This is a genomic window from Photorhabdus machadonis (assembly GCF_052657765.1).
Map to the genome: position 1 here is coordinate 2,383,603 of NZ_CP199761.1, position 20,443 is coordinate 2,404,045.

Here is a 20,443-nt window from a genome sequence, read left to right on the forward strand (position 1 = left end):
TATTTTCCTTGCGTAACATTTCTAGCACTTTGGATAAGCAAGGAAGGATTAAGATAGTAAAAATATTGGCGCCCGAACGTCAACAGGCGTCTATCGCTGAATTTGAAAATGATTTATGCAGTCAGGTAGAAGGAATAGCGAAAGAGAATGGTGTCAGATTCGGTCGTCCCGCTAAATTAACAGAGGTCATGCGAAAGGGCAGTTATCTCTGGAACTTCGATTGGTCAGTTGGCAAAGGAGTTCAAGCTAGGAGAAGCGACAATCTACCGTGTTTTGAACACATTTTAGCGCACTGACAACTCATAGCATTCACAAAGTTTACAGATTTTGGGGGAGGGTCCAGTGCGCAGGGCAAAGCTACACTGGATATTGACCCGATGGGAAAAGGAGGTCGAAAACTATGAAGCTATGTTACATTTTGCATGTGGGATTATAGTTTGGAATAAAACCCTATTGGGATAGGCTCTTAGTTGCATAATGAAATAAAAAATAAAATTTATACAGCGAATATTGATATCAACGATGCATGTACCATTTTAGCGGCGGAGCCCGCCGTGCTGGCCCGTGGAGGAACGATGCAGTTAGGTCGTCCATTGAAGCGGGAACCCAACATCTACTGTCTGATGGTTATTTCCCAATCTGCAATAGCATAGCGCCAGTTCTGCCAACTGAGCTAAAAGTCGTCATCCAACCTAGTCAGAAAAGGTTATGATTCATCACTTATTAACAATAATCATCACATTTAGTGTAGTTTATTACAGCAATCAATTATTATAAATGTGATATGCATCACATAATAAAAATAAAACAATAAAATTAATCTGAAATTATTAATGTTGATTATTAAATGATTAATATTAATCTGTTTTTTATACAATCCTGTCACAAAATAATCACATTGGCCTGTTTTTTGCCTTGTCATATAACCTCTTGTTTTTGCTGCTATCTTGACCAACTCCCTATTTTAGTTGCCCGGTTGATAATCAACACTAAATATTGATCGCTAAGTTAAATTCGTGGTTAATGCTGTTTCAACATTGTGGAATAGCAAGTCAATGAAAAGCAGTATTGTAGTATTAATAGTTTTTTGTAGTGCAGTCTCAGGTAGTCAAGCCGCCGACATCGCAGATCAACAACTCACTCATCAACAGGCCCGCCAGCAAGCCCTGGAGGCGCAATTAGCCCCGCCGCCTGCGGAGGTTCACTTATCTGTACCGGAAACGGGGGCGTCATCCGCCTTTCCGGTGGAAACCCCGTGTTTTCCTATCACACATGTAGCATTGGCAGGCACCGAAAATTTCCCGCACTGGTTACCGTTTCGGCGTGTCGCTCAACAGGGCGAAAACCATTGTCTGGGCGATAAAGGCATTAGCTGGCTGATAACCCAATTGCAAGATCAGCTCATTAATCACGGCTATGTCACCAGCCGGGTTCTGGTTCCTCGTCAGGATTTGCGTACCCAAACCTTAAAACTGGTGATGATACCGGGCAAAGTCCGGCATATCCGCTATACCCCTGACAGCGGGAAATATATCCAGCGGATAACCCCCTTTCCCGCGCGTGAAGGAAAATTACTGGATTTACGGGATATTGAGCAGGGACTGGAAAATCTGCAACGTTTCCCCACCGTGCAGGCGGATATGAATATTGTCCCGGCAGAGCAGCCGGGGGAGAGCGATATTGTGCTGGACTGGCGTCAGTCCCGGCACTGGCGAGTCGCCACGTATCTGGATGATACCGGCTCCAAAAGCACCGGACGTTATCAGGGCGGACTCACCTTCTTTCTGGATAATCCGCTGGCGCTCAGCGACCTGTTCTATCTCTCCGGTGGGCGCGATATTCATTCGTCTGCCGGGAAGGGCAGCCAAAATGACACGCTCTATTACTCCCTGCCCTTCGGTTACTGGATGGCGAGCGTGACGGCCAGCCATTACGATTATACCCAGACAATAGCCGGGCTGAATCAGGCGATCCAATACCGGGGCAAAAGTCAAAACCTGGCGGTCCAGCTTAGCCGGGTGCTGCACCGTAATGCCGACCAGAAAACCCTGCTTAACGGTGAAATTTATCGTCGGACTTCGCGCAATTTTATTGATAAAACCGAAGTTGATGTTCAGCGCCGGGAAACTGCGGGCTGGAAGCTGGGGCTGTCCCATCATCACTTTATCGGCAGCGCGACGCTGGATACCCGGGTGACTTACCAGCAAGGCATGCGCTGGTTTGGTGCGCAACCGGCGCCGGAAGAGTACCGCAATGAAGGGACCGCCTTACCCAAAATCACCCAGTTCTCGGCGACACTTGCCGGGCCGTTAACGCTGTTTTCTCAGCCCTTTTCTTATCAGACCCAATATTTGCGTCAGATAAGCGCCAGCCCATTGACGCCCCAGGATCGCTTCTCGATTGGCGGTCGCTGGACGGTACGCGGCTTTGATGGCGAGTTGACCTTATCCGCTGATCGGGGTTGGTACAGCCGCAACGAACTGGACTGGCAAACCCCGCTGCGCGGGCAATCGCTGTATCTGGCAATGGATTATGGCGAAGTGGGCGGACGGGGCAGCGATACGCTGCTCGGAAAACACCTGGCGGGGAGCGCTCTGGGCTGGCGCGGCAGCCTGAAAAAGGTGAGCTACGACCTGTTTGTCGGCGTCCCGCTATCCAAACCCGCCGGTTTCCAAACCTCCCCGGTCACGGCCGGATTCAACCTGTATTGGCAGTATTAATTCAAATAGCAAAACTGCCAGTGGGTAGTGTTGTGTGGAGTAAAAATCATGAACAAGCAGTTATATCGTATTATCTTTAATCAGGCCCGCCAGATGTGGATGGTGGTGGCCGAGATAGCGCGGGCCGGACGGGGACGAACCGGACGCCGCGCACGTCGCTCCGCTTCACCGCAGCGTTGTTGCCGGCTGACTGCGCTACGGTTTGGGGTGTTATTCGCCCTTGGCGGAATTTCGCTTACGGCACAGGCGGCGATTGTGGCCGACGGACAGGCACCGGGGCGTCAGCAGCCGACTATTATTCGCAGCGCCAACGGCACGCCGCAGGTCAATATTCAGACGCCCGGAGCCGACGGCGTTTCTCACAATACCTACCGTCAGTTTGACGTGGATAAACAGGGGGTTATCCTCAATAACAGCCATCAAGCTACGCAGACGCAACTCGGCGGCATGGTAGCGGGCAATCCGTGGTTAGCCAAAGGGGACGCCAGCGTTATTCTTAACGAAGTCAACAGTCGTGACCCCAGTCACCTCAATGGCTGGATTGAAGTCGCCGGGCATAAAGCTGAGGTGATTATTGCCAACCCGGCGGGTATCACCTGTAACGGTTGCGGGTTCATTAACTCACATCGCACCACGCTCACTACCGGACAAGCCCTGATGGAGAGAGGCCGGCTGAAAGGATTTGATGTCAATCAGGGGGACGTGCGGATTGACGGGCACGGCATGGACAGCACACAGCAAAGTTACACCGATATTATCGCCCGCTCCGTGGCGATTAACGCCAAATTACACGCGCAAGACCTGAAAGTGACCACCGGGCGCAATATTGTGGATGCGGCGCATCAGCAGATAGAGAAAAAATCGGTTGACGATGAAAAGCACCCGGCGTTTGCGCTGGATGTGGCGGCGCTGGGCGGCATGTATGCCCATAAAATCAGGCTGATAGGCACCGAAACGGGGGTGGGCGTGCATAATGCCGGTAATATCGGCGCGTCTGCCGGCGAGGTCCATATCACCGCTGAGGGCTGGGTAGAGAACCGCGGCACCATTAGTGGCCGTGACGCCCTGCAATTAACGGCTTCCTCGGGTATCTCGAATACGGGCAAATTGCTGTCACAATCGGCGGTAAATTTACAGACCAAGGGAGCACTGCGCAATCAGGGCCGGGTGGAAGCCCGCGGCGATACCACCGTTACTGCCGACACGATACACAGCAGCCATGACAGCGTATGGGCTGCGGGGCTGGATGATAACGGCAACACCACCCGCCCCGGCTCATTGACTCTGACCGCGCAGCACGTTCAGGCTAAGGGCAAAAATCTGGCCGCCGATACGCTGGCTATCCACAGTCAGCGGATTGACCTGAGCGACAGCCAGACCGCAGCCGGTCAGATTCAACTGACTGCCGGTCAATCGGGCATCAATACCGCTCGTGCCAGCGTCAATGCCGACCGTTTGACCGCGAAAACCCCGGGCCAGTTTAACAACGACGGCGGCCAGTTAGTGGCGCGGGCAATCCATCTGACGACGCCTGATATCTCTAACCTGAAAGGAGAAATTAACCAGACCGGGACCGGTGAACTGATGCTCCATACCCGCACCCTGAATAATCGTGAAGGGATGGTGTTCAATCAGGGGAAGCTGACGCTCACTACTGACCAGCTCGATAACCATCAGGGCACTATTGCCAGTCAGGGCGAGGACCTGCATCTGACCGCGCATCAGGCCGATAACAACCAGGGAACGGTGCAGTTGGCCGGTCAGGGGCAATTATCGCTCAATACCCAACGGTGGCTGGGTGATAAGGGCAAACTGCTCACCCATGGCGCCCTGACGATACAGGCCGGTGAACTGCAACTCAACCACGCTGAAACTCAGGCCGGGCAGATAACCATCAACGCCGACACCCTGAGCCATCAAGGCGGTGTGATGCAACAACAGGGTAAGGATGACTTGTCCCTCACTACCCGGATACTGGATAACCACAGCGGCACTATTGCGGGCAACGGCAACCTGAACCTTAAGGCAACAACCGTCGATAATCGTCACGGCAACATCGTGGCCGCCGATAAAGGTTCGTTGACACTGGCAGTCAAAGACACGCTGGATAATCAGTCGGGCCGACTGGAAGCGGGCCACGCGCTCCAGCTCAGTGCATCCCAACTGAATAATGGTCAGGGGAGCATGGTTGCCGCCGGGGACAGCGCCACCCTCACCGTGGGCAAAACTATTCAAAACGTTAACGGTCATCTTGAAGCCAAAACCCGACTGACCACCACCAGCCAGACCACAGGCCATCCCTTCACCAATACCGCGGGACAGGTGATAGCCGAAGACACCCTGACGGTCAACAGCGGTCATCTGGACAACACCGCGGGGTTATTACAGGCTGGCCGCGAGATGTCTATTGATACTCATGGTCACGAGCTTACCAATACCCGTGATGCCAACCAAAAAGCGGGCCGGTTGTTAAGCGGCGGACACTTAACTTTGCACACCGGCGCTGTTGATAACATTGGCGGCATAATCGCGGCGGACGGCAAAACCGTGCTGACCAGCACTGCGCTTAATAATACTCAGGGACAGATTGCCGGAAATGGCGGGCTGGACATTCACAGCCGACAACTGACCAACCGCGAGGGTACTTTACAATCCGCCGACGCCCTGACTCTGGATACCGACGGCCAGTTACTGGATAACCAACAAGGCCAGATTATGGGTGAGGGCAAGACCACTATCACCAGCGGCCCACTGGACAATCGCCACGGTCATCTGCAAGGCGGACAGTTGGCTATTGACACCCGACACGCCGCGCTGGATAACCGGGACGGCAAACTGTTATCCACCGACACGTTAACCTTGAACACTCACCAGCTCGACAATCGTCATGGGCAGGTGCAGGCGGTGGGCAACACCGTGTTGAATGTTAAGACCCAAACCGATAACACCGGTGGCCTTATCCGTGGTGGCACGCAACTCACCCTGAACACCGTGCGCCTGATTAACCGGGAAACAGCGCAAGTTGATAAAGGGCTGGAAGCGCAAAACCTGACGGTAAACGCCCAACAGGTGGACAACAGTCAGGGCGCTTTACGGGCGGCCAACCACTTGCAGGCGAACATCAGCCAGACTCTGGAGAATGCGCAAGGGCTGGTCTCCGCAGGTAAACAGCTCACGGTCAAAAGCGAGGCTCAGCAACCGAATCTGGTGATTAACAACCGGCAAGGCACCCTGATTGCCGGGGAACAGGCCACGATTAACGCACATGGCCTGAGTGGGGACGGCCAACTGTTATCACAGGGCGATATGGCGGTCACCTTAACCGAGGATTTTCACCATACCGGCAACACCGCAGCCAATGGCAATCTGACGCTGAAAACGACCGGCAATCTTATCAATGACCGCCAGATAAAAGCCGGTCAAACGCTGCATCTTGATGCACACAACCTCACCAATAGCGCCTCCGGTGAAATTAGCGCCGGACAAACACAAATCCAGGTCCACGATACGCTGAACAACACCGGACTGATTGACGGCGGCCTGACCCACCTCACGGCTAATACCCTGAACAACATGGGTACCGGGCGTATTTACGGTGACCAACTTGCCCTCCAGACGGGCACGTTGAATAACACCGCACAAAACGGCAAAGCCGCGGTGATTGCGGCGCGTGACCGGCTGGATATTGGCACCGGCACACTGAACAACAGTGACCATGCCCAGATTTACAGCGTGGGCGACCTGCACATCGGCGGCCGGTTGGATAATACCCTGACGGCCACCGGTCAAGCCGGTGAACTCAATAACCACGCCGCGACGATTGAAGCCGGGAACAACCTGAATATTAATGCTGACCGGATTAACAATACCAACGCCGGGTTGGTGACTCAGGTCGTCGAAACGGAAAAATCGCCCCATCACGACGCGGTATTGAGCGGCCAGACCACCCGTTACGACTGGTCACAGGTGGACACTTCCCGCCACAATAAATACGGCGTGCACGATGCCATCATGCCGGACGGCAGCGGCAGTAATGATTTTTACGAATATCAGTACACCCGCACCGTCAGGGAAACTCAGGTTAAACAGAGTGACCCCGGTAAAATTCTGGCCGGGGGTAATATCACGCTCAACAGTGCGCAGGTCACCAATCACGACAGCCAGATTGTCGCTGGCGGCACGCTCGGTGGTGAAATTGGTGAACTGCACAATATTGCTACTCAGGGAGAACGGATTACCACCGATACGGGCAGTCAGACCCACTGGTATGCTAAAAAAACCAAAAAGAAAAAGTTCGGGTTCGGGGGGACCAAAACCTCACAGGGGAAAAGCCGCAGCCATTATGACCCGGCCCCCGTAATAGAAACCCTCGACCTGAAAACGCTGGCCTGGCAGGAGAATACCCGTCCACAGGGCACCGATATTACGATTACAGACCGACAAACCGGTCAGATACATTCTGCCCCCACGGCGGTCACACCGGTGAACGGCATCAAAAATCAACCACTGGTCTTGCCGCCCGGTCAGCCGTTTGAGCTGAGTTTGCCCCCGGAAACCGTCAAAGGACAAACAGTCGACCCGGTGATACGTGTGGTGACGCCCGATACGCGTTTGCCGAATAACAGCCTGTATACCGTGCAACCGGGCAGTGACAGCCACTATCTGGTGGAGACCGACCCGAAATTCACCCAGTATAAGCAGTGGCTGGGCTCGGACTACATGCGGCAACAGTTAACGCACGACCCGGCGCTGGTCCACAAACGTCTGGGCGATGGGTTCTATGAACAGCGTCTGGTGCGTGACCAAATCACCCAACTGACCGGCCAGCGCTATCTGCCGGGCTACAATAACGACGAAGCCCAGTTTAAGGCGTTGATGGATGCCGGCGTTGCCTTTGGCAAACAGCAACAATTGACGCCGGGTGTGGCCTTAAGTCCGGCGCAGATGGCGCTGCTGACCTCGGACATTATCTGGCTGACTAACCAAACCGTGACTTTACCGGATGGCACTACTGAGGTAGTCACCGTGCCACAGGTTTATGCGCGCGTCCGTCAGGGCGACCTGCGCAGTGATGGCAGTTTACTCGCCGGGAATACCGTGGCGCTCAACAGTCAGGGCGATATCACCAACAGCGGTACCATCAGCGGGCGTGACGTCACCCAACTGACGGCCAACAACCTGACCAACAGCGGCTTTATTCGCGGCGGCAAAGTGGATTTAACGGCCCAACAGACGCTCACCAACCGGGGCGGCCGGATTCAGGGGGATGACCGGGTGACCCTGAAAGGCCGCGATATCATCAGTGCATCGACGGTGCGCGGGGATGAAGCTAACCGCTGGCTGGACCGTCCGGCGGGCATTTATGTGCAGAACGATAACGGCACTTTGTCGCTGAGCGCCATCAACAATGTGCAATTAACCGCCAGTGACGTCAAAAACGCCGGTCAAAACGGTCACACCGGGATAACCGCAGGCCATGACCTGACGCTGGACACCTTAAGCACGCGCCGCACAGAGCAGGGGAATTGGGGGAAAGATAACACTCGCCATCTGACCCAACAACAGGATATCGGCAGCCAGATAACCGGTGCCGGTGAGGTGACCCTGCAAGCCGGGCATGACGTGAACGCCACCGCCGCCCATGTCAACGCCGGTCAACACCTGACGGCGCAGGCCGGAAATAACCTGACGCTGACCACCGGGACGGCCTTATCCGACTTAGTGGAGCACAGTAAACAAACCAGCAAAGGCTGGCTGTCGAAATCGTCAGTGGAAACCCACGACGAAGTGCATGACCGGCAGGCGCTCAGCACCACGTTCAGTGGCGATAAAGTGACTCTACAGGCCGGTAAAGACCTGCATATTAGCGGCAGCAACGTCGCGGGCACGCAGGATGTCAGCCTGAACGCCGGTCATCAGCTCACCGTCACCACCGCCGCGGAAGCGCACGATGAAACCCATTTGCGGCAGGAGAAAAAATCCGGCCTGATGGGGACTGGGGGGATTGGCTTCACCTTAGGTAAAGCCAGCCAGAAAGTCACCACCGACCGTGACAGCCAGCTGAGTAAAGGCAGCACGGTCGGCAGCAGTCAGGGTAACGTGGCCCTCAACGCCGGAGAACAGCTCCGGGTTCACGGCAGTGAGGTGATTGCCGGTAAAGACCTGACGCTCGCTGGTCAACAGGTCGATATCACCAGTGCGGAAAACCGCCATCACACCACGACAAAAACCGAACAAAAACAGAGCGGCTTAACCGTGGCGCTGAGTGGCGCCGCCGGCGGGGCCGTCAACAGCGCGGTGCAGACAGCCAGAGCCGCCCGCAATGAAAGTGACCCGCGCCTGAAAGCGCTGCAAAACACTAAAGCCGCCCTCAGCGGAGTGCAAGCGGCGCAGGCTGGCCGACTGGCGGAAGCGCAGGGCCGTGATGACAAAAGCAATAATAATCTGGCCGGGGTGAGCCTGTCTTACGGTCGGCAATCCTCCCGTTCAGAACAGCAACACCACCAGACCACCCAACAGGGCAGTCATCTCACCGCTGGTGATAATCTCACCATTAGTGCCAAAGGGGATGGCAAAGGCCCATCAGGTTCGAATGGCGATATCCGCATTCAGGGCAGCCAGTTACAAGCGGGCAAAGACCTGCAACTGAATGCTAACCGGGATATTCAGCTCTCCTCCAGCCAGAACACTGAACAGACGACCGGCAAAAACAGCAGCCACGGCAGTTCGCTGGGCGTGGGCCTGACCGCGGGACCGGGAGGGACCGGTTTGAACGTCTCGGCCAATGTCAGTCGGGGCAACGGCCGTGAAAACGGCAACGGCGTCAGTCACACTAACACCACGTTACAGGCGGGACAGACCGTCGGGCTGAACAGTGGCCGGGATACCACGCTGAAAGGGGCACAAGTCAGCGGCGAACAGATGACCGCCGGGGTGAAACGTCATCTGACCCTCAGCAGCGAGCAGGACAGCCAGCGCTATGACAGCAAACAACAGAATACCAGCGCGGGCGTCAGTGCCACCGTGGGTCCCCTCACTAACGGTACCGCGAGCCTCAATGCCAGCCGCAATAAACTGCACAGCAACTACGACAGCGTGCAGGAGCAGACCGGACTGTTTGCGGGGAAAGGCGGCTATCAGGTTAACGTCGGTGACCATACCCAACTGGACGGCGCGGTGATAGCAAGTACCGCCGATAAAGCCAAAAACACCCTGAACACCGGGACGCTGGGCTTTAAGGACATGCAAAATCAAGCAGACTTTACTGTCGAACAGCAAAGTGCGGGCGTCAGCCTCGGCCAACCGACTGCCGGTCAGGTCCTGAATAATCTGGCGGTCAATGGGCTGACGGGTTCCCATAATCAGGGGCATGACAGCACCACCACGCACGCTGCGGTCAGTGAGGGCAACCTGATTATCCGGGATAAGGTTCACCAGACGCAGGATGTCGCGAACTTAAGTCGCGATACCGATAATGCCGCGAATGTCCTGAGTCCAATATTTGATAAGGAAAAAGAGCAGCAACGGCTGAAACAGGCGCAACTGATTGGCGAGCTCAGCGCCCAGATGACCGAAATAGCCAGTACCGAAGGGAAAATTATTGCCACCAAAGCGGCGAAAGCGAAACTGGACCATATCAGTGAACCGGACAAAGCCGCAGCCAGAGAAAAATTGATCAACGCAGGTAATAAAGCCCCCTCGCCAGCGGATATCAATAAACAAATCTATGACACCGCTTACACGCAGGCACTGAATGAATCGGGCTTTGGGACCGGCGGAACCTATCAGAAAGCCCTACAGGCCGCCACCGCAGCGATTCAGGGCTTAGCGGGGAACAATCTCGGTCAGGCGCTGGCCGGAGGCGCTTCACCGTATCTGGCCGGGGTGATAAAAGCGCTGACGACGGACCCACAAACTCATCAGGTGGATGTCGCCACCAATACGCTGGCCCATGCGATTTTAGGCGCAGTAGCGGCAGAGGTCAGCGGTAACAATGCCCTGTCAGGGGCAGTCGGTGCCGCGTCGGGTGAACTGGCGGCTCAAATCCTGATCAAACAGCTTTACGGCGACGGGGCCAAAGTCAGTGAATTAACGGAGGAGCAGAAGCAAACTATCAGCACCCTTTCCACCCTGGCGGCAGGATTGGCAGGCGGTATTGCCGGTGACTCTACCGCCAGTGCCCTCACTGGGGCGCAGTCAGGGAAGAATGCGGCGGATAATAATGCTCTTGGTTATGGTCCAGGAACCTTTTGGAGGCAGATAGCCAACTCGATCAGTTCAGATGCATCATTGTCCTTTGATCTACAAGGTAAAGGGAAAACAGTAGAAGAAATAAACGAAGCTACAAAATACTCTCATCAGGGGCCATCATGGGGTGTTACTTATAAAGTTAAACCACATGTAAAAGGTGAGGTTACAGCAGGAATAGGTCCAGCAGGGTTTGCTGAAGCAGCATTGGATCCAAATAAATTTGCAATTAATGGTGGGATGACAACAGCTATTGGTGCTCATGGTGGAGCAACTGTCGGAATAGAATTTGGCCCTTATTTCCCAGGTTTATTAGGAGCCCAAGATAAAGATTATTCTTTTGATCTAGGTTTTGGCTATGGTTCATTTGGAATATCAGCAGGAAAAGATGGAATAGGTGTATCACTTGGTATAGGGCCTTCAATTGGCTGGGGTGGTATTTCAAGGGAAACTCCATTAGGTGAAACAGACGTGAATGGCAAAGTTGGCACTGAAATATATAAACATGAGTTTAAGGATAAATGAGCATGATTGTATATATTCCGTTTATTTTGATGGTCTTGAGTCTGTTGGGGTTTCTTGCATGCTTCATCTACTTTGGCTTGAGCAAAAAAAATTCACTAAGAAGTGTAAAATCTCCATTGCTATTTTTTGATTTTTGTTTTTTTAATAAAAACAAACTTGCTAATTTTTCCATGATAATATTATTTGTTATTTATATGTCTGGAATTTGGTTTGAATTTATTAAAGATGGAAACTTAATTTCCTTTGTTAGCTATTTTATTGGAGTGTTTGCAATTCTTTTTTTTCTTATTCATTGCAGGTTTTTCTCAAAAAGAAAATTTGCACATAGAAATAATATTGAATTCATAAAAGAGTTTGCTTTTGAAATGGAAATAAGTCTTAAAAATACGTTATTATGGTTATCTAGGTTATTTTATATTGTTTGGCTTTATTTGTTTTTTTCTACGTAATTGTTACTGACAATAATGCCCTGAGCTTGCCAAAAGGGATGGCGGATTACGGTCGGTCAGCATCCAGTCTGGCTACCGCGATGTTAAATGAAGGTAAGTCCCCTCAAGAGATTTCAGCGGCATTGTCAAAACATGCTAAAGGCGATCACCCGGAAGGGCAAGATCCAGTAAGAGGGTTGGTAACAGCATGGGGAGCGGGAATGTCCACGGTAGCAGCACCACTGTTGTTACCATCAGGAGCAACAGTGGGAAGTATTTTTGCTGGAGGTATAATCAGTGGAACAGCCAATATTAGTAATCAGCTTACAAATGGTTCTGTGAACGTTACTGATGCACTGATAGCCACGGGAACAGGGGCGGTAACGCAAGGCAAAGGGTTTTGGTTTACAGAAGTGGCGAGTATAACGGGGGCTTATGTTGGGGCAAAATTACAGGATAAAAGCCCTCTTGCACCGGTAGTAGGTGCAGCAGTTGGTAATGTTGTAGGTACTGCTGGAGGAAAAGTAATCGACGCTGGAAATAAATATTTCCCTATAGTATCAGATAAAACGGCAAGTACTATAGGGGCTATTGGTGGTGCTATAACCAGTGAAGTTACAAGCAGTAAAGTTGAGGATAAGCTGGATAAATCAGGAGGAGCAAAATGATAACTCATTTAAAGTCATTACTGATTCTTCTGTTATCCTGCACAATTATTATGATTATGGTGGTCTTATCAGGATGCATGTGTGCTGCGATTTTAGTTTATTTGAAAAATGAAACATTCATCTTTAGTTGGCATGATGATGTTGTTTTTTCAGTAAAAAAAGGAGTAGTGACAGGTATACCCACTGGAATCGGAATCTGGATTTTATCCCGTTTGAAAGAAAATCGTGAGAATAAGACGCCACCATCTGATCGATGACCGAACCAACTTTGGCTATTGTACAAAGGTTTTTACATTTGTTGTTACTGACAATAATGCCCTGAGCTTGCCAAAAGGGCTGGCGGATTACGGTCGGTCAGCATCCAGTCTGGCTACCGCTATGCTAAATGAAGGTAAATCCCCTCAAGAGATTTCAGCGGCGTTGTCAAAACATGCCAAAGGTGATCACCCGGAAGGACAAGATCCGGTAAGAGGATTGTTAGTCGCTTGGGGAGCAGGAATGTCCACGGTAGCAGCACCACTGCTACTACCATCAGGAGCAACAGTGGGAAGTATTTTTGCTGGAGGTATAATTAGTGGAGCCGCTAATGTTAGTAATCAATTGACAAATGGCCCAGTGAACATGACTGACGCATTGATAGCCACGGGAACAGGAGCAGTAACACAAGGCAAAGGGTTTTGGTTTACAGAAGTGGCGAGTATAACGGGTGCTTATGTTGGGGCAAAATTGCAAGATAAAAATCCACTTGCACCGGCAGTAGGTGCAGCAGTTGGTAATGTTGTAGGTGCAATTGGAGGAAAAGTTATTACTGATAAACTAGCGCCAATAGTGGCGAACCCAATTAAAAGTGAAGTCGGCGGTGCTATCGGTGGAGCTCTAATTTCTGAAGCGGTAGGAAATAGAGTTGAAAATCAGTTAGATAAACGTGGAGGTGGTAAGTGAAACATCAAAAAGCCACTTATCGGGCTCTTTTATTGCTTACCAGTCTATGGTTTATATTATTTTTTTGTATGGTTTTTATTACCAGCCTTATTCTAGCAACCATTTTTTATTTCACCGATGGACAATTTTTCTTCTCTCTAGAAGATGTCTATTACTCTTTTAAAATGGGTGCCAGTACAGGTATTCCTATAGGAATCGGTATCTGGATTATGTCCAAGTTAAAAGAAAATAAAGACTGACAATAATGCACTAAGCTTGCCAAAAGGGCTGGAGGATTACGGTCGGTCAGCATCCAGTCTGGCTACCGCTATGCTAAATGAAGGTAAATCTCCTCAAGAGATTTCGGCAGCATTGTCAAAACATGCCAAAGGCGATCACCCGGAAGGACAAGATCCGGTAAGAGGATTGTTAGTCGCTTGGGGAGCAGGTGCTTCTGCTGTGGGAGGTACTATAATTGCGCCTGTTGCTGGGACCGCAGCCGTAGTGGGTGGAGCTTTACTTGGTGCAATATCCGATACCGGAAAACAGCTTATCACTATGAAACCAAACGAGAGTTACAGCTATACCGACACCCTTATAGCTGCCGGAGTGGGAGCATTAACCCAAGGTAAAGGTTTGATATATACAGAAGGGGTAAATATTGGTGGAGCCTGGCTGGGTAGCAAGCTTAAAGGTGAAGATGCAACTGGAGCTGTTATAGGTGCGGCTGTTGGTACGGTAGCGGGTGTTAAAGGTGGTGAATATCTTACAGGAAAAGTCATTGCTAATGGGATATCTCCTGTAACATCTGAAATTATAGGAACAATAGGTGGTTCGGTTGCTGGAACAGTATCTGGAACTGTAATAGAAAATGGTTTCAAAAAGGGCGACAATAAAAAGTGAAGAAGTTTAAAAAAGTAAATTTCGGGAGTGTTAGAAATTCTGTGTCATTCCAGTAATATATCTCAAAAAGGAATGATACATGACTCAATCTTTCGATTTCGACAAAGCCCTGAAAGCGCTTCAGGAGGGTCAGGCACTGACCGGTAAGAATGGCATCCTGACCCCATTGATTAAGCAGCTTACTGAAGCCGCTCTGGCTGCCGAACTTGACTCCTATCTGGCTAATGACCTTGAGACTAACCGGAAGAATGGTTCCACCAAAAAGACCATCAAAGCCCCGACCGGTAACTTTGAACTGGCTACACCACGGGATCGTAATGGGACTTTTGAGCCCCAACGGGTTAAGAAGCACCAGACCACGTTATCAGACGAGATAGAGCGGAAGATTATCCGCCTGTTTGCCCTCGGGATGAGCTACACCGATATCAGCCGGGAAATTGAAGACCTGTACGCCTTCAGCGTCTCTAGCGCCACCATCAGCGCTGTGACAGACAAGGTCATTCCCGAGTTAAAACAGTGGCAGCAGCGCCCGCTGGAAGCCATTTATCCCTTTATCTGGCTGGACGCCATCCATTACAAAATCCGTGAGGAGGGTCGTTACGTGAGTAAGGCTGTCTATACCGTACTGGCGCTCAATCTTGAGGGAAAAAAGGAAGTCCTTGGGTTGTATCTGTCTGAAAACGAAGGCGCAAACTTCTGGCTATCCGTGCTGACAGACCTGCAAAACCGCGGACTGAAAGATATTCTCATCGCCTGCGTTGATGGCCTGACAGGCTTCCCGGAAGCGATCAACAGCATATACCCGCAAACGGAGGTGCAGCTGTGCGTCATTCACCAGATCCGTAACTCCATCAAATACGTAGCTTCAAAGCACCACAAAGCCTTCATGGCTGATCTGAAACCCGTGTATCGTGCGGTCTCAAAAGACGCAGCAGAAAGCGCGCTGGACGAACTGGATGCGAAATGGAGTCAACAGTATCCGGTAGTCATCCAGAGCTGGCGTCGTAAGTGGGGTAACCTGTCGGGTTATTTCCGCTATCCGGCGGACATACGCAAGGTGATTTACACAACCAATGCCATCGAGTCAGTCCACCGTCAGTTCAGGAAACTGACAAAAACGAAAGGGGCGTTCCCGAACGAAAACAGTCTGATGAAACTGCTTTATCTGGGGCTTCTCAATGCACAGGAAAAATGGACAATGCCAATACAGAGCTGGAATCTAACGCTGTCGCAACTCTATATTTACTTTGAAGGGCGTTTGGATAATGTGATAACGTTGTAACCGCTAAATTAACGTGACACAGAATTCTGAACGCCCTCACTCGATACGGGCAATACAACCCGGTTGTAGGAAGATCGCTAGGTGATATCGCCTATTGGGTTTTTACTTCTGGTTCAACTGGTACGCCTAAAGTCGTTGCTATAGAACACTATTCTATCCTTAATTATTTTACTGCTTTTGTTGAGCGTGTAGGACCATTGCCGAATAGTCTTGCCTGTACGACAACTTTTGCTTCTGATCTTGGAAATACCAGTATTTTTGGTGCTCTTTTATTTAGCTTCTCCTTCCTATCAGGCGCTTGATGAATTACCAAAGTGTCTCATTGATCAAAAGATTTCGACATTGCTTTTAACGCCGGCACTATTCCATGTACTGGTTGATCACCGACCAGAGTCGCTTGACAATGTACGTCAGTTGATTGTTGGCGGTGATGCAATGGCAGCCAAACATGCCCGGAAGTATATTTCACGCAAATTGACAGATAGGAAAGTATTTCTTTTCAATAATGTTTATGGTCCGACGGAAGGTACGACGCTGGTTAGCAGCTATCCCATGATTAATGTTGGAGCGGAAGTCTCCCGGCTGCCATTGGGAAATGCCATTGAGGGTGCGAAATTATATCTGTTGGATCCGGTCCTTCGTCAGGTTGAACCGGGTGAATATGGAGAAATATATATTGGTGGTCTCTCTTTGGCCCGGGGATATATAAATAAACCCGGATTAACCAGCTTACATTTTATTCCAGACCCATTCTCTCATCTGCGCGGTGCCCGTATGTTTGCCACAGGTGATATAGGGCAGTTGTCAGAAGAGGGGCTTATTGAATTTATTGGACGTTTTGATGATCAGGTTAAAGTGAGGGGGCACAGGGTTGAACTGGCTGAAATTGAAAAGATTATTGAATCGCATCCAATGGTGAGTTCAGTGTGCGTTGTGCTCAGTGATCACAAGGAAGGGCAGTCAACACAGCTTATTGCACATCTTACCGTTAATATCGACACGGTATTAACGGACGATATCCTTACTCGGTACATTAAAGATAAACTCCCTGAATATATGTGCCCCAATAGATTTATCATTCATAGCCAGCTTCCACTTACCTCAAGTGGTAAAATAGACCGCAAAAGACTGGCGAGTTGGGAGAATGAAAAAAGAGCAGACACCTTTGTAATCCAGGATGAATTGACGCCTGCTGAGGTTTTGCTTGCGAAAATCTGGAACAACATCCTTGGTCCTTTCAAAGTTAGCCCTGAAGCAGATTTTTTTGCTCTTGGTGGGGATTCATTATTAGCCATGCAGATCAGCAACTATTACCTTTGGGAATTGAAGCGGCATACCCTGCGACAAGGTTACAGTTGGGTATGTTATTTGAAGGTTTGCTGAGTAGTAAAACTATTTACTTGGATGTGATTTCACGGCATATCAATTTGCCTCTCAATGAGCATATTTTTCGCGATGTGCTTCAAGAACTGGCTTTCAGACATCCTTCTTTACGTATACGCTTCGATCTTGCGACTTTTTCAGAACCGATGCAGCTTGTAGAATCTTTACCCTCTTTGCCGCTCAAGGTAGAAAGCTATGCTGGCAAGGAACAAGAGGATATTCAATTATTGCATGAAAAGGTTGTTAAGCAGTTAAGTGAACAATTTGACCCGGAAATTGCTCCATTGATGAGGGTACATGCTGCGGTACTGGATGATCGTAAGTTTAAACTTTCCTATTCATTTCATCATGCAATATTGGATGGCTGGAGTGAATCTGTTTTCATATTTGAACTGCTACAGCTCTACAAAGCCAGGTTGGAGGGTACTTCAATATTGCTGGAAAAACCGGTTTCTCCAGAGGTATTTGTCCGGCTGGAACGAGAAGTTATTCAGGATGAAAGTGCCAGAGTTTATTTCAGTCGATATCATGGACGAGGGAAAAAGAGAGCTAATCCAACCGCTCATTATTGTAAAGTTTCAGCTTCAGTTCCTGCCGATACTGCCGGATTACTGCATGATAAATCTTCACAATGGGGTATACCGCTTAAGAGCATATTTTTCACAGCTTTTTTTGTCACGGTAGCCAACCAGTTAGCAGATAGAACACCAATTGTCGGTATGTCTGTCAATGGTCGGCCGGAAGCCTTGGGAGCTGATTTGACATTAGGCCTTTTTCTTAACCATGTCCCATTAACGTTAGATTTGACTATAGCACAAGATTGGCACGACCTTGCCAGACAAGCTTTCGATGTTGAAAGTCAAATATTGCATTATCGTCGCTTTCCGTATTCTGAGGTACAAAAGATAATTGGTGGATCTCCTTTTGAGGCGGCTTTCAGTTATGTTCATTTTCACCGACTCAATGAGTTGTTGGAGAGTGGAATGGTTGATGATGAGGAGGATGTGCGGGATCACACCAGTTTGCCCATCAGGGTTGAAGTCATCAATGAACGACAAGGATATAAGTTATCTGTTGATGTCACCGCAGATGAAAATTGTTTTGGTGATGGTTTTTCTGAAAAATTTGTCGTGTGTATGCTTAAGGTGATCAACACACTGGCATCGGATGAGGACCCGTTAACGTACTTATCGTAATTAGGGCTTTGCTTGGGAAGTAGGAAGCTAAAGCGCATTCTGCGAACTGTTCTTTTTATCGTTATTTTTGGGTAATGAAATGGTATATGCTTTTTCTATATCAAACGAGGAGGGGCTATGGGTAAAAAAGCTGTTTGATGCGTGAGTATGTCCAGCGTCATAAATATTGCGCTTTCCTTCAAGAAAAAGTTGATATTGCACGCCAATCTGTAAAAGAAGGTAACGGTGTTGGGCATAGCGACGTAAAAGCGATTTTTGCGGCTCGAAGAGAACAGGTTAAGACTCGTAAGTGAACGTGATTTGGACACCTCAAGCGCTTTGGATAGCGAGGCGATATGGAGTACCTTATTGTAAGAAATCCGGATGCTGTACTCAAAATGGACGAACTGTTTGAGTCAGCAGCCGATCGATTAGCAGATTTCCCTTATATCGGTCATGCAGGAGAGATCTCTGGTACTACGGTTGTGGCCGCCGGAAACTGAGAAAAGACATGCTTGTTAAGCGTTTAATTACCACATTGGATGGGGAAATACAGGTATTAATAACTGCGTTGTTTGATGAGCAGTGGGAAAGGGCCAGGGAATTGATGAGTGAGCCATTGCGTATGGCGGCTGATGATCTGGCCTTAACTGCGCTGGCAGACAGTTTGTGTAACTCCGATATTGATATTATCTCCCGGCAGCAAGATGCTTGCCATCTGCGACTAAATACCTTGAATGGAAAACTTAATTTTTATATTGGACTGAAAGATCAGCTAATTAGTTCGCTTATGCTGGTTCCGTGCCCGCGACCTGATGCGCATGAAAAATCAGGTGTCTTCACTGAAAAAACACTAAGGGAGTTTGGTTTTGAAGATGTTCCTGACGGTCTGGTGTGCCTGCCATCCTCCCAAAATACTACAGCGCTTGTACTATTGGTTGCGGGTTCTGGTCCACATTCGATGGATTATGATGTTGGACCTAATCCACTGTTCCGCATGCTGGCACATGAATTAAGCCAACATGGTATCGCCAGTGTGCGTTTTGACAAACGTTATTATCGCGCCTGTCAGGGGAATACTGACTCTGAGGCTATCGATCTCAACACCGAGGTGATTGATGATGCATGCAATATTTTAGCTGGTCTGATAGAACATGCTGAATTCTATAATGTGCCCGTATTCCTTGTCGGGCATAGTTTCGGCGGATATGTCAGCCCGCTAATTGCAAAGAATTTGCGGCAAAGGTCAGGTAGAAATATTATCGGCATTGCGATGCTGGCCACGCCTTTTCGTAGTTTACTTCAAGTGATTTTATCTCAGTTACAAGATGTCAATTTACCCCCAGGATGTACCACTAATCCAGATACCCGCGGGAAAAACAGCACATCCCTCGCAGATTTCCTTGCAGTACCGGATAGCTATCTCAAGCAGCTTAAGGATTACCACGCATTTACCTGCTTAACCAGCTTGCCCGCGATGCCTCTATTCTTCGCTCAAGGCGATCAGGATTTTCAGGTTCCGCATGATATTGACTTCACAATGTGGAAAACCGCATTGAAAGGCAATAAACAGGTGGCGTTCAAACTCTATACGGGATTAAATCATATTTTGTTGCCCACGACTGGATGTGCTGGTGGAGAGGATTATCTGCAACCAGGGCAGATCTCGGCGCAGGTGATTGCAGATCTTGCTGCATGGATCAGCCACCACTCATCATGAAACAGCAGGCTGCGACATTAATCTTTTGCCATCAGATTGACCCAGTCATTTATTGTCGGCCACCGGACCAAATCCGCAAATTTGACTGGATACCCTGCATATTTTAGCCGATCAACCAGCATCAGCATTTTTATCGAGTCGAAACCGATATCAAAAAGATTTTCATCTGCCGGTATTGCCTCAACGTCTGGGTGAAGAGTTATGATTTCCCGGTGTAAAATTTCATATAAAAGCTGATTTTTCATTGTGTCTCCAAAGCTGCATTAAATAGAAGTTCATAGGTGTATTGTTCTTCCTTCAGCATGGCCCGTAATTTTTCCAGCCGTGCGCGGCTTGTTTCAACTTTGGTGCGATAAAACGTGTCATCAATGCTGGCAACCAGCTTACCTGCTTCGACAGCATCCCCATGATAGTGATAACTGCCCATTTCTTTTTTTTGACCAGCACAATCAGCATCCATTTTAGTTGTTG

The 20,443-nt window shown here is 49.7% G+C and carries 17 protein-coding genes and 1 pseudogene; 16 read left to right on the forward strand and 2 right to left on the reverse strand.

Annotated elements, in window-relative coordinates; all coding sequences use genetic code 11:
• Positions 1–65 precede the first annotated feature (65 nt).
• The 16 genes and pseudogenes from ACUN2T_RS11365 (at position 66) to ACUN2T_RS11440 (ending at position 19,972) form a co-directional block, all read left to right on the forward strand.
• Positions 66–296 (forward strand): hypothetical protein, encoded by a 231-nt coding sequence (locus ACUN2T_RS11365; protein ID WP_445497549.1) that lies wholly within the window; start codon positions 66–68, stop codon positions 294–296.
• Between the two features lie 70 nt (positions 297–366).
• Positions 367–462: pseudogene (locus ACUN2T_RS11370) on the forward strand (IS5/IS1182 family transposase); the annotation flags it as partial.
• Between the two features lie 8 nt (positions 463–470).
• Positions 471–653, forward strand: coding sequence for a hypothetical protein (locus ACUN2T_RS11375; RefSeq protein WP_445497550.1), 183 nt, complete (start codon positions 471–473; stop codon positions 651–653).
• A 402-nt stretch (positions 654–1,055) separates the two neighbouring features.
• A complete protein-coding gene (locus ACUN2T_RS11380) occupies positions 1,056–2,720 on the forward strand; it encodes a ShlB/FhaC/HecB family hemolysin secretion/activation protein (RefSeq protein WP_445497551.1) in 1,665 nt (554 codons plus the stop codon).
• Between the two features lie 48 nt (positions 2,721–2,768).
• On the forward strand, positions 2,769–11,492 hold the full coding sequence (locus ACUN2T_RS11385) for a two-partner secretion domain-containing protein (protein ID WP_445497552.1): 8,724 nt from the start codon (positions 2,769–2,771) through the stop codon (positions 11,490–11,492).
• A 2-nt stretch (positions 11,493–11,494) separates the two neighbouring features.
• Positions 11,495–11,941 carry a hypothetical protein gene (locus ACUN2T_RS11390; protein ID WP_445497553.1) on the forward strand — a complete coding sequence of 149 codons (447 nt, stop codon included), beginning with the start codon at positions 11,495–11,497 and terminating at the stop codon, positions 11,939–11,941.
• Positions 11,914–12,588 (forward strand): hypothetical protein, encoded by a 675-nt coding sequence (locus ACUN2T_RS11395; protein ID WP_445497554.1) that lies wholly within the window; start codon positions 11,914–11,916, stop codon positions 12,586–12,588. The genes ACUN2T_RS11390 and ACUN2T_RS11395 overlap by 28 nt, the downstream gene beginning before the upstream one ends.
• Positions 12,585–12,845: an immunity protein gene (locus ACUN2T_RS11400; protein ID WP_445497555.1), complete on the forward strand. Its 261-nt coding sequence runs from the start codon at positions 12,585–12,587 to the stop codon at positions 12,843–12,845. Before ACUN2T_RS11395 ends, ACUN2T_RS11400 begins: the two co-directional genes overlap by 4 nt.
• Positions 12,814–13,530 carry a hypothetical protein gene (locus ACUN2T_RS11405; RefSeq protein ID WP_445497556.1) on the forward strand — a complete coding sequence of 239 codons (717 nt, stop codon included), beginning with the start codon at positions 12,814–12,816 and terminating at the stop codon, positions 13,528–13,530. The genes ACUN2T_RS11400 and ACUN2T_RS11405 overlap by 32 nt, the downstream gene beginning before the upstream one ends.
• Positions 13,527–13,769, forward strand: coding sequence for a hypothetical protein (locus tag ACUN2T_RS11410; protein WP_445497557.1), 243 nt, complete (start codon positions 13,527–13,529; stop codon positions 13,767–13,769). The genes ACUN2T_RS11405 and ACUN2T_RS11410 overlap by 4 nt, the downstream gene beginning before the upstream one ends.
• 16 nt (positions 13,770–13,785) lie before the next feature.
• Positions 13,786–14,412 carry a hypothetical protein gene (locus tag ACUN2T_RS11415; protein WP_445497558.1) on the forward strand — a complete coding sequence of 209 codons (627 nt, stop codon included), beginning with the start codon at positions 13,786–13,788 and terminating at the stop codon, positions 14,410–14,412.
• Positions 14,413–14,491: 79 nt separating this feature from the next.
• The gene (locus ACUN2T_RS11420) at positions 14,492–15,694 is read left to right on the forward strand and encodes an IS256 family transposase (protein ID WP_445497559.1); all 1,203 of its coding nucleotides are present in this window, start codon (positions 14,492–14,494) and stop codon (positions 15,692–15,694) included.
• Between the two features lie 86 nt (positions 15,695–15,780).
• Positions 15,781–15,996 carry an AMP-binding protein gene (locus ACUN2T_RS11425; RefSeq protein WP_445497859.1) on the forward strand — a complete coding sequence of 72 codons (216 nt, stop codon included), beginning with the start codon at positions 15,781–15,783 and terminating at the stop codon, positions 15,994–15,996.
• A complete protein-coding gene (locus ACUN2T_RS11430; protein WP_445497560.1) occupies positions 15,956–17,077 on the forward strand; it encodes a non-ribosomal peptide synthetase in 1,122 nt (373 codons plus the stop codon). Before ACUN2T_RS11425 ends, ACUN2T_RS11430 begins: the two co-directional genes overlap by 41 nt.
• Positions 17,056–18,273 carry a condensation domain-containing protein gene (locus ACUN2T_RS11435; protein WP_445497561.1) on the forward strand — a complete coding sequence of 406 codons (1,218 nt, stop codon included), beginning with the start codon at positions 17,056–17,058 and terminating at the stop codon, positions 18,271–18,273. The genes ACUN2T_RS11430 and ACUN2T_RS11435 overlap by 22 nt, the downstream gene beginning before the upstream one ends.
• 490 nt (positions 18,274–18,763) lie before the next feature.
• Entirely contained in the window at positions 18,764–19,972 is a 1,209-nt protein-coding gene (locus ACUN2T_RS11440; protein WP_445497562.1) for an alpha/beta hydrolase family protein, read from the forward strand.
• Between the two features lie 17 nt (positions 19,973–19,989).
• Here the strand turns inward: ACUN2T_RS11440 and ACUN2T_RS11445 are convergent, their stop codons facing one another.
• Together ACUN2T_RS11445 and ACUN2T_RS11450 are read right to left on the reverse strand one after the other, a co-directional pair.
• Entirely contained in the window at positions 19,990–20,217 is a 228-nt protein-coding gene (locus ACUN2T_RS11445) for a phosphopantetheine-binding protein (RefSeq protein ID WP_350305331.1), read from the reverse strand.
• Positions 20,214–20,432, reverse strand: coding sequence for a hypothetical protein (locus tag ACUN2T_RS11450; RefSeq protein ID WP_445497563.1), 219 nt, complete (start codon positions 20,430–20,432; stop codon positions 20,214–20,216). The genes ACUN2T_RS11445 and ACUN2T_RS11450 overlap by 4 nt, the downstream gene beginning before the upstream one ends.
• Between the last annotated feature and the right edge of the window lie 11 nt (positions 20,433–20,443).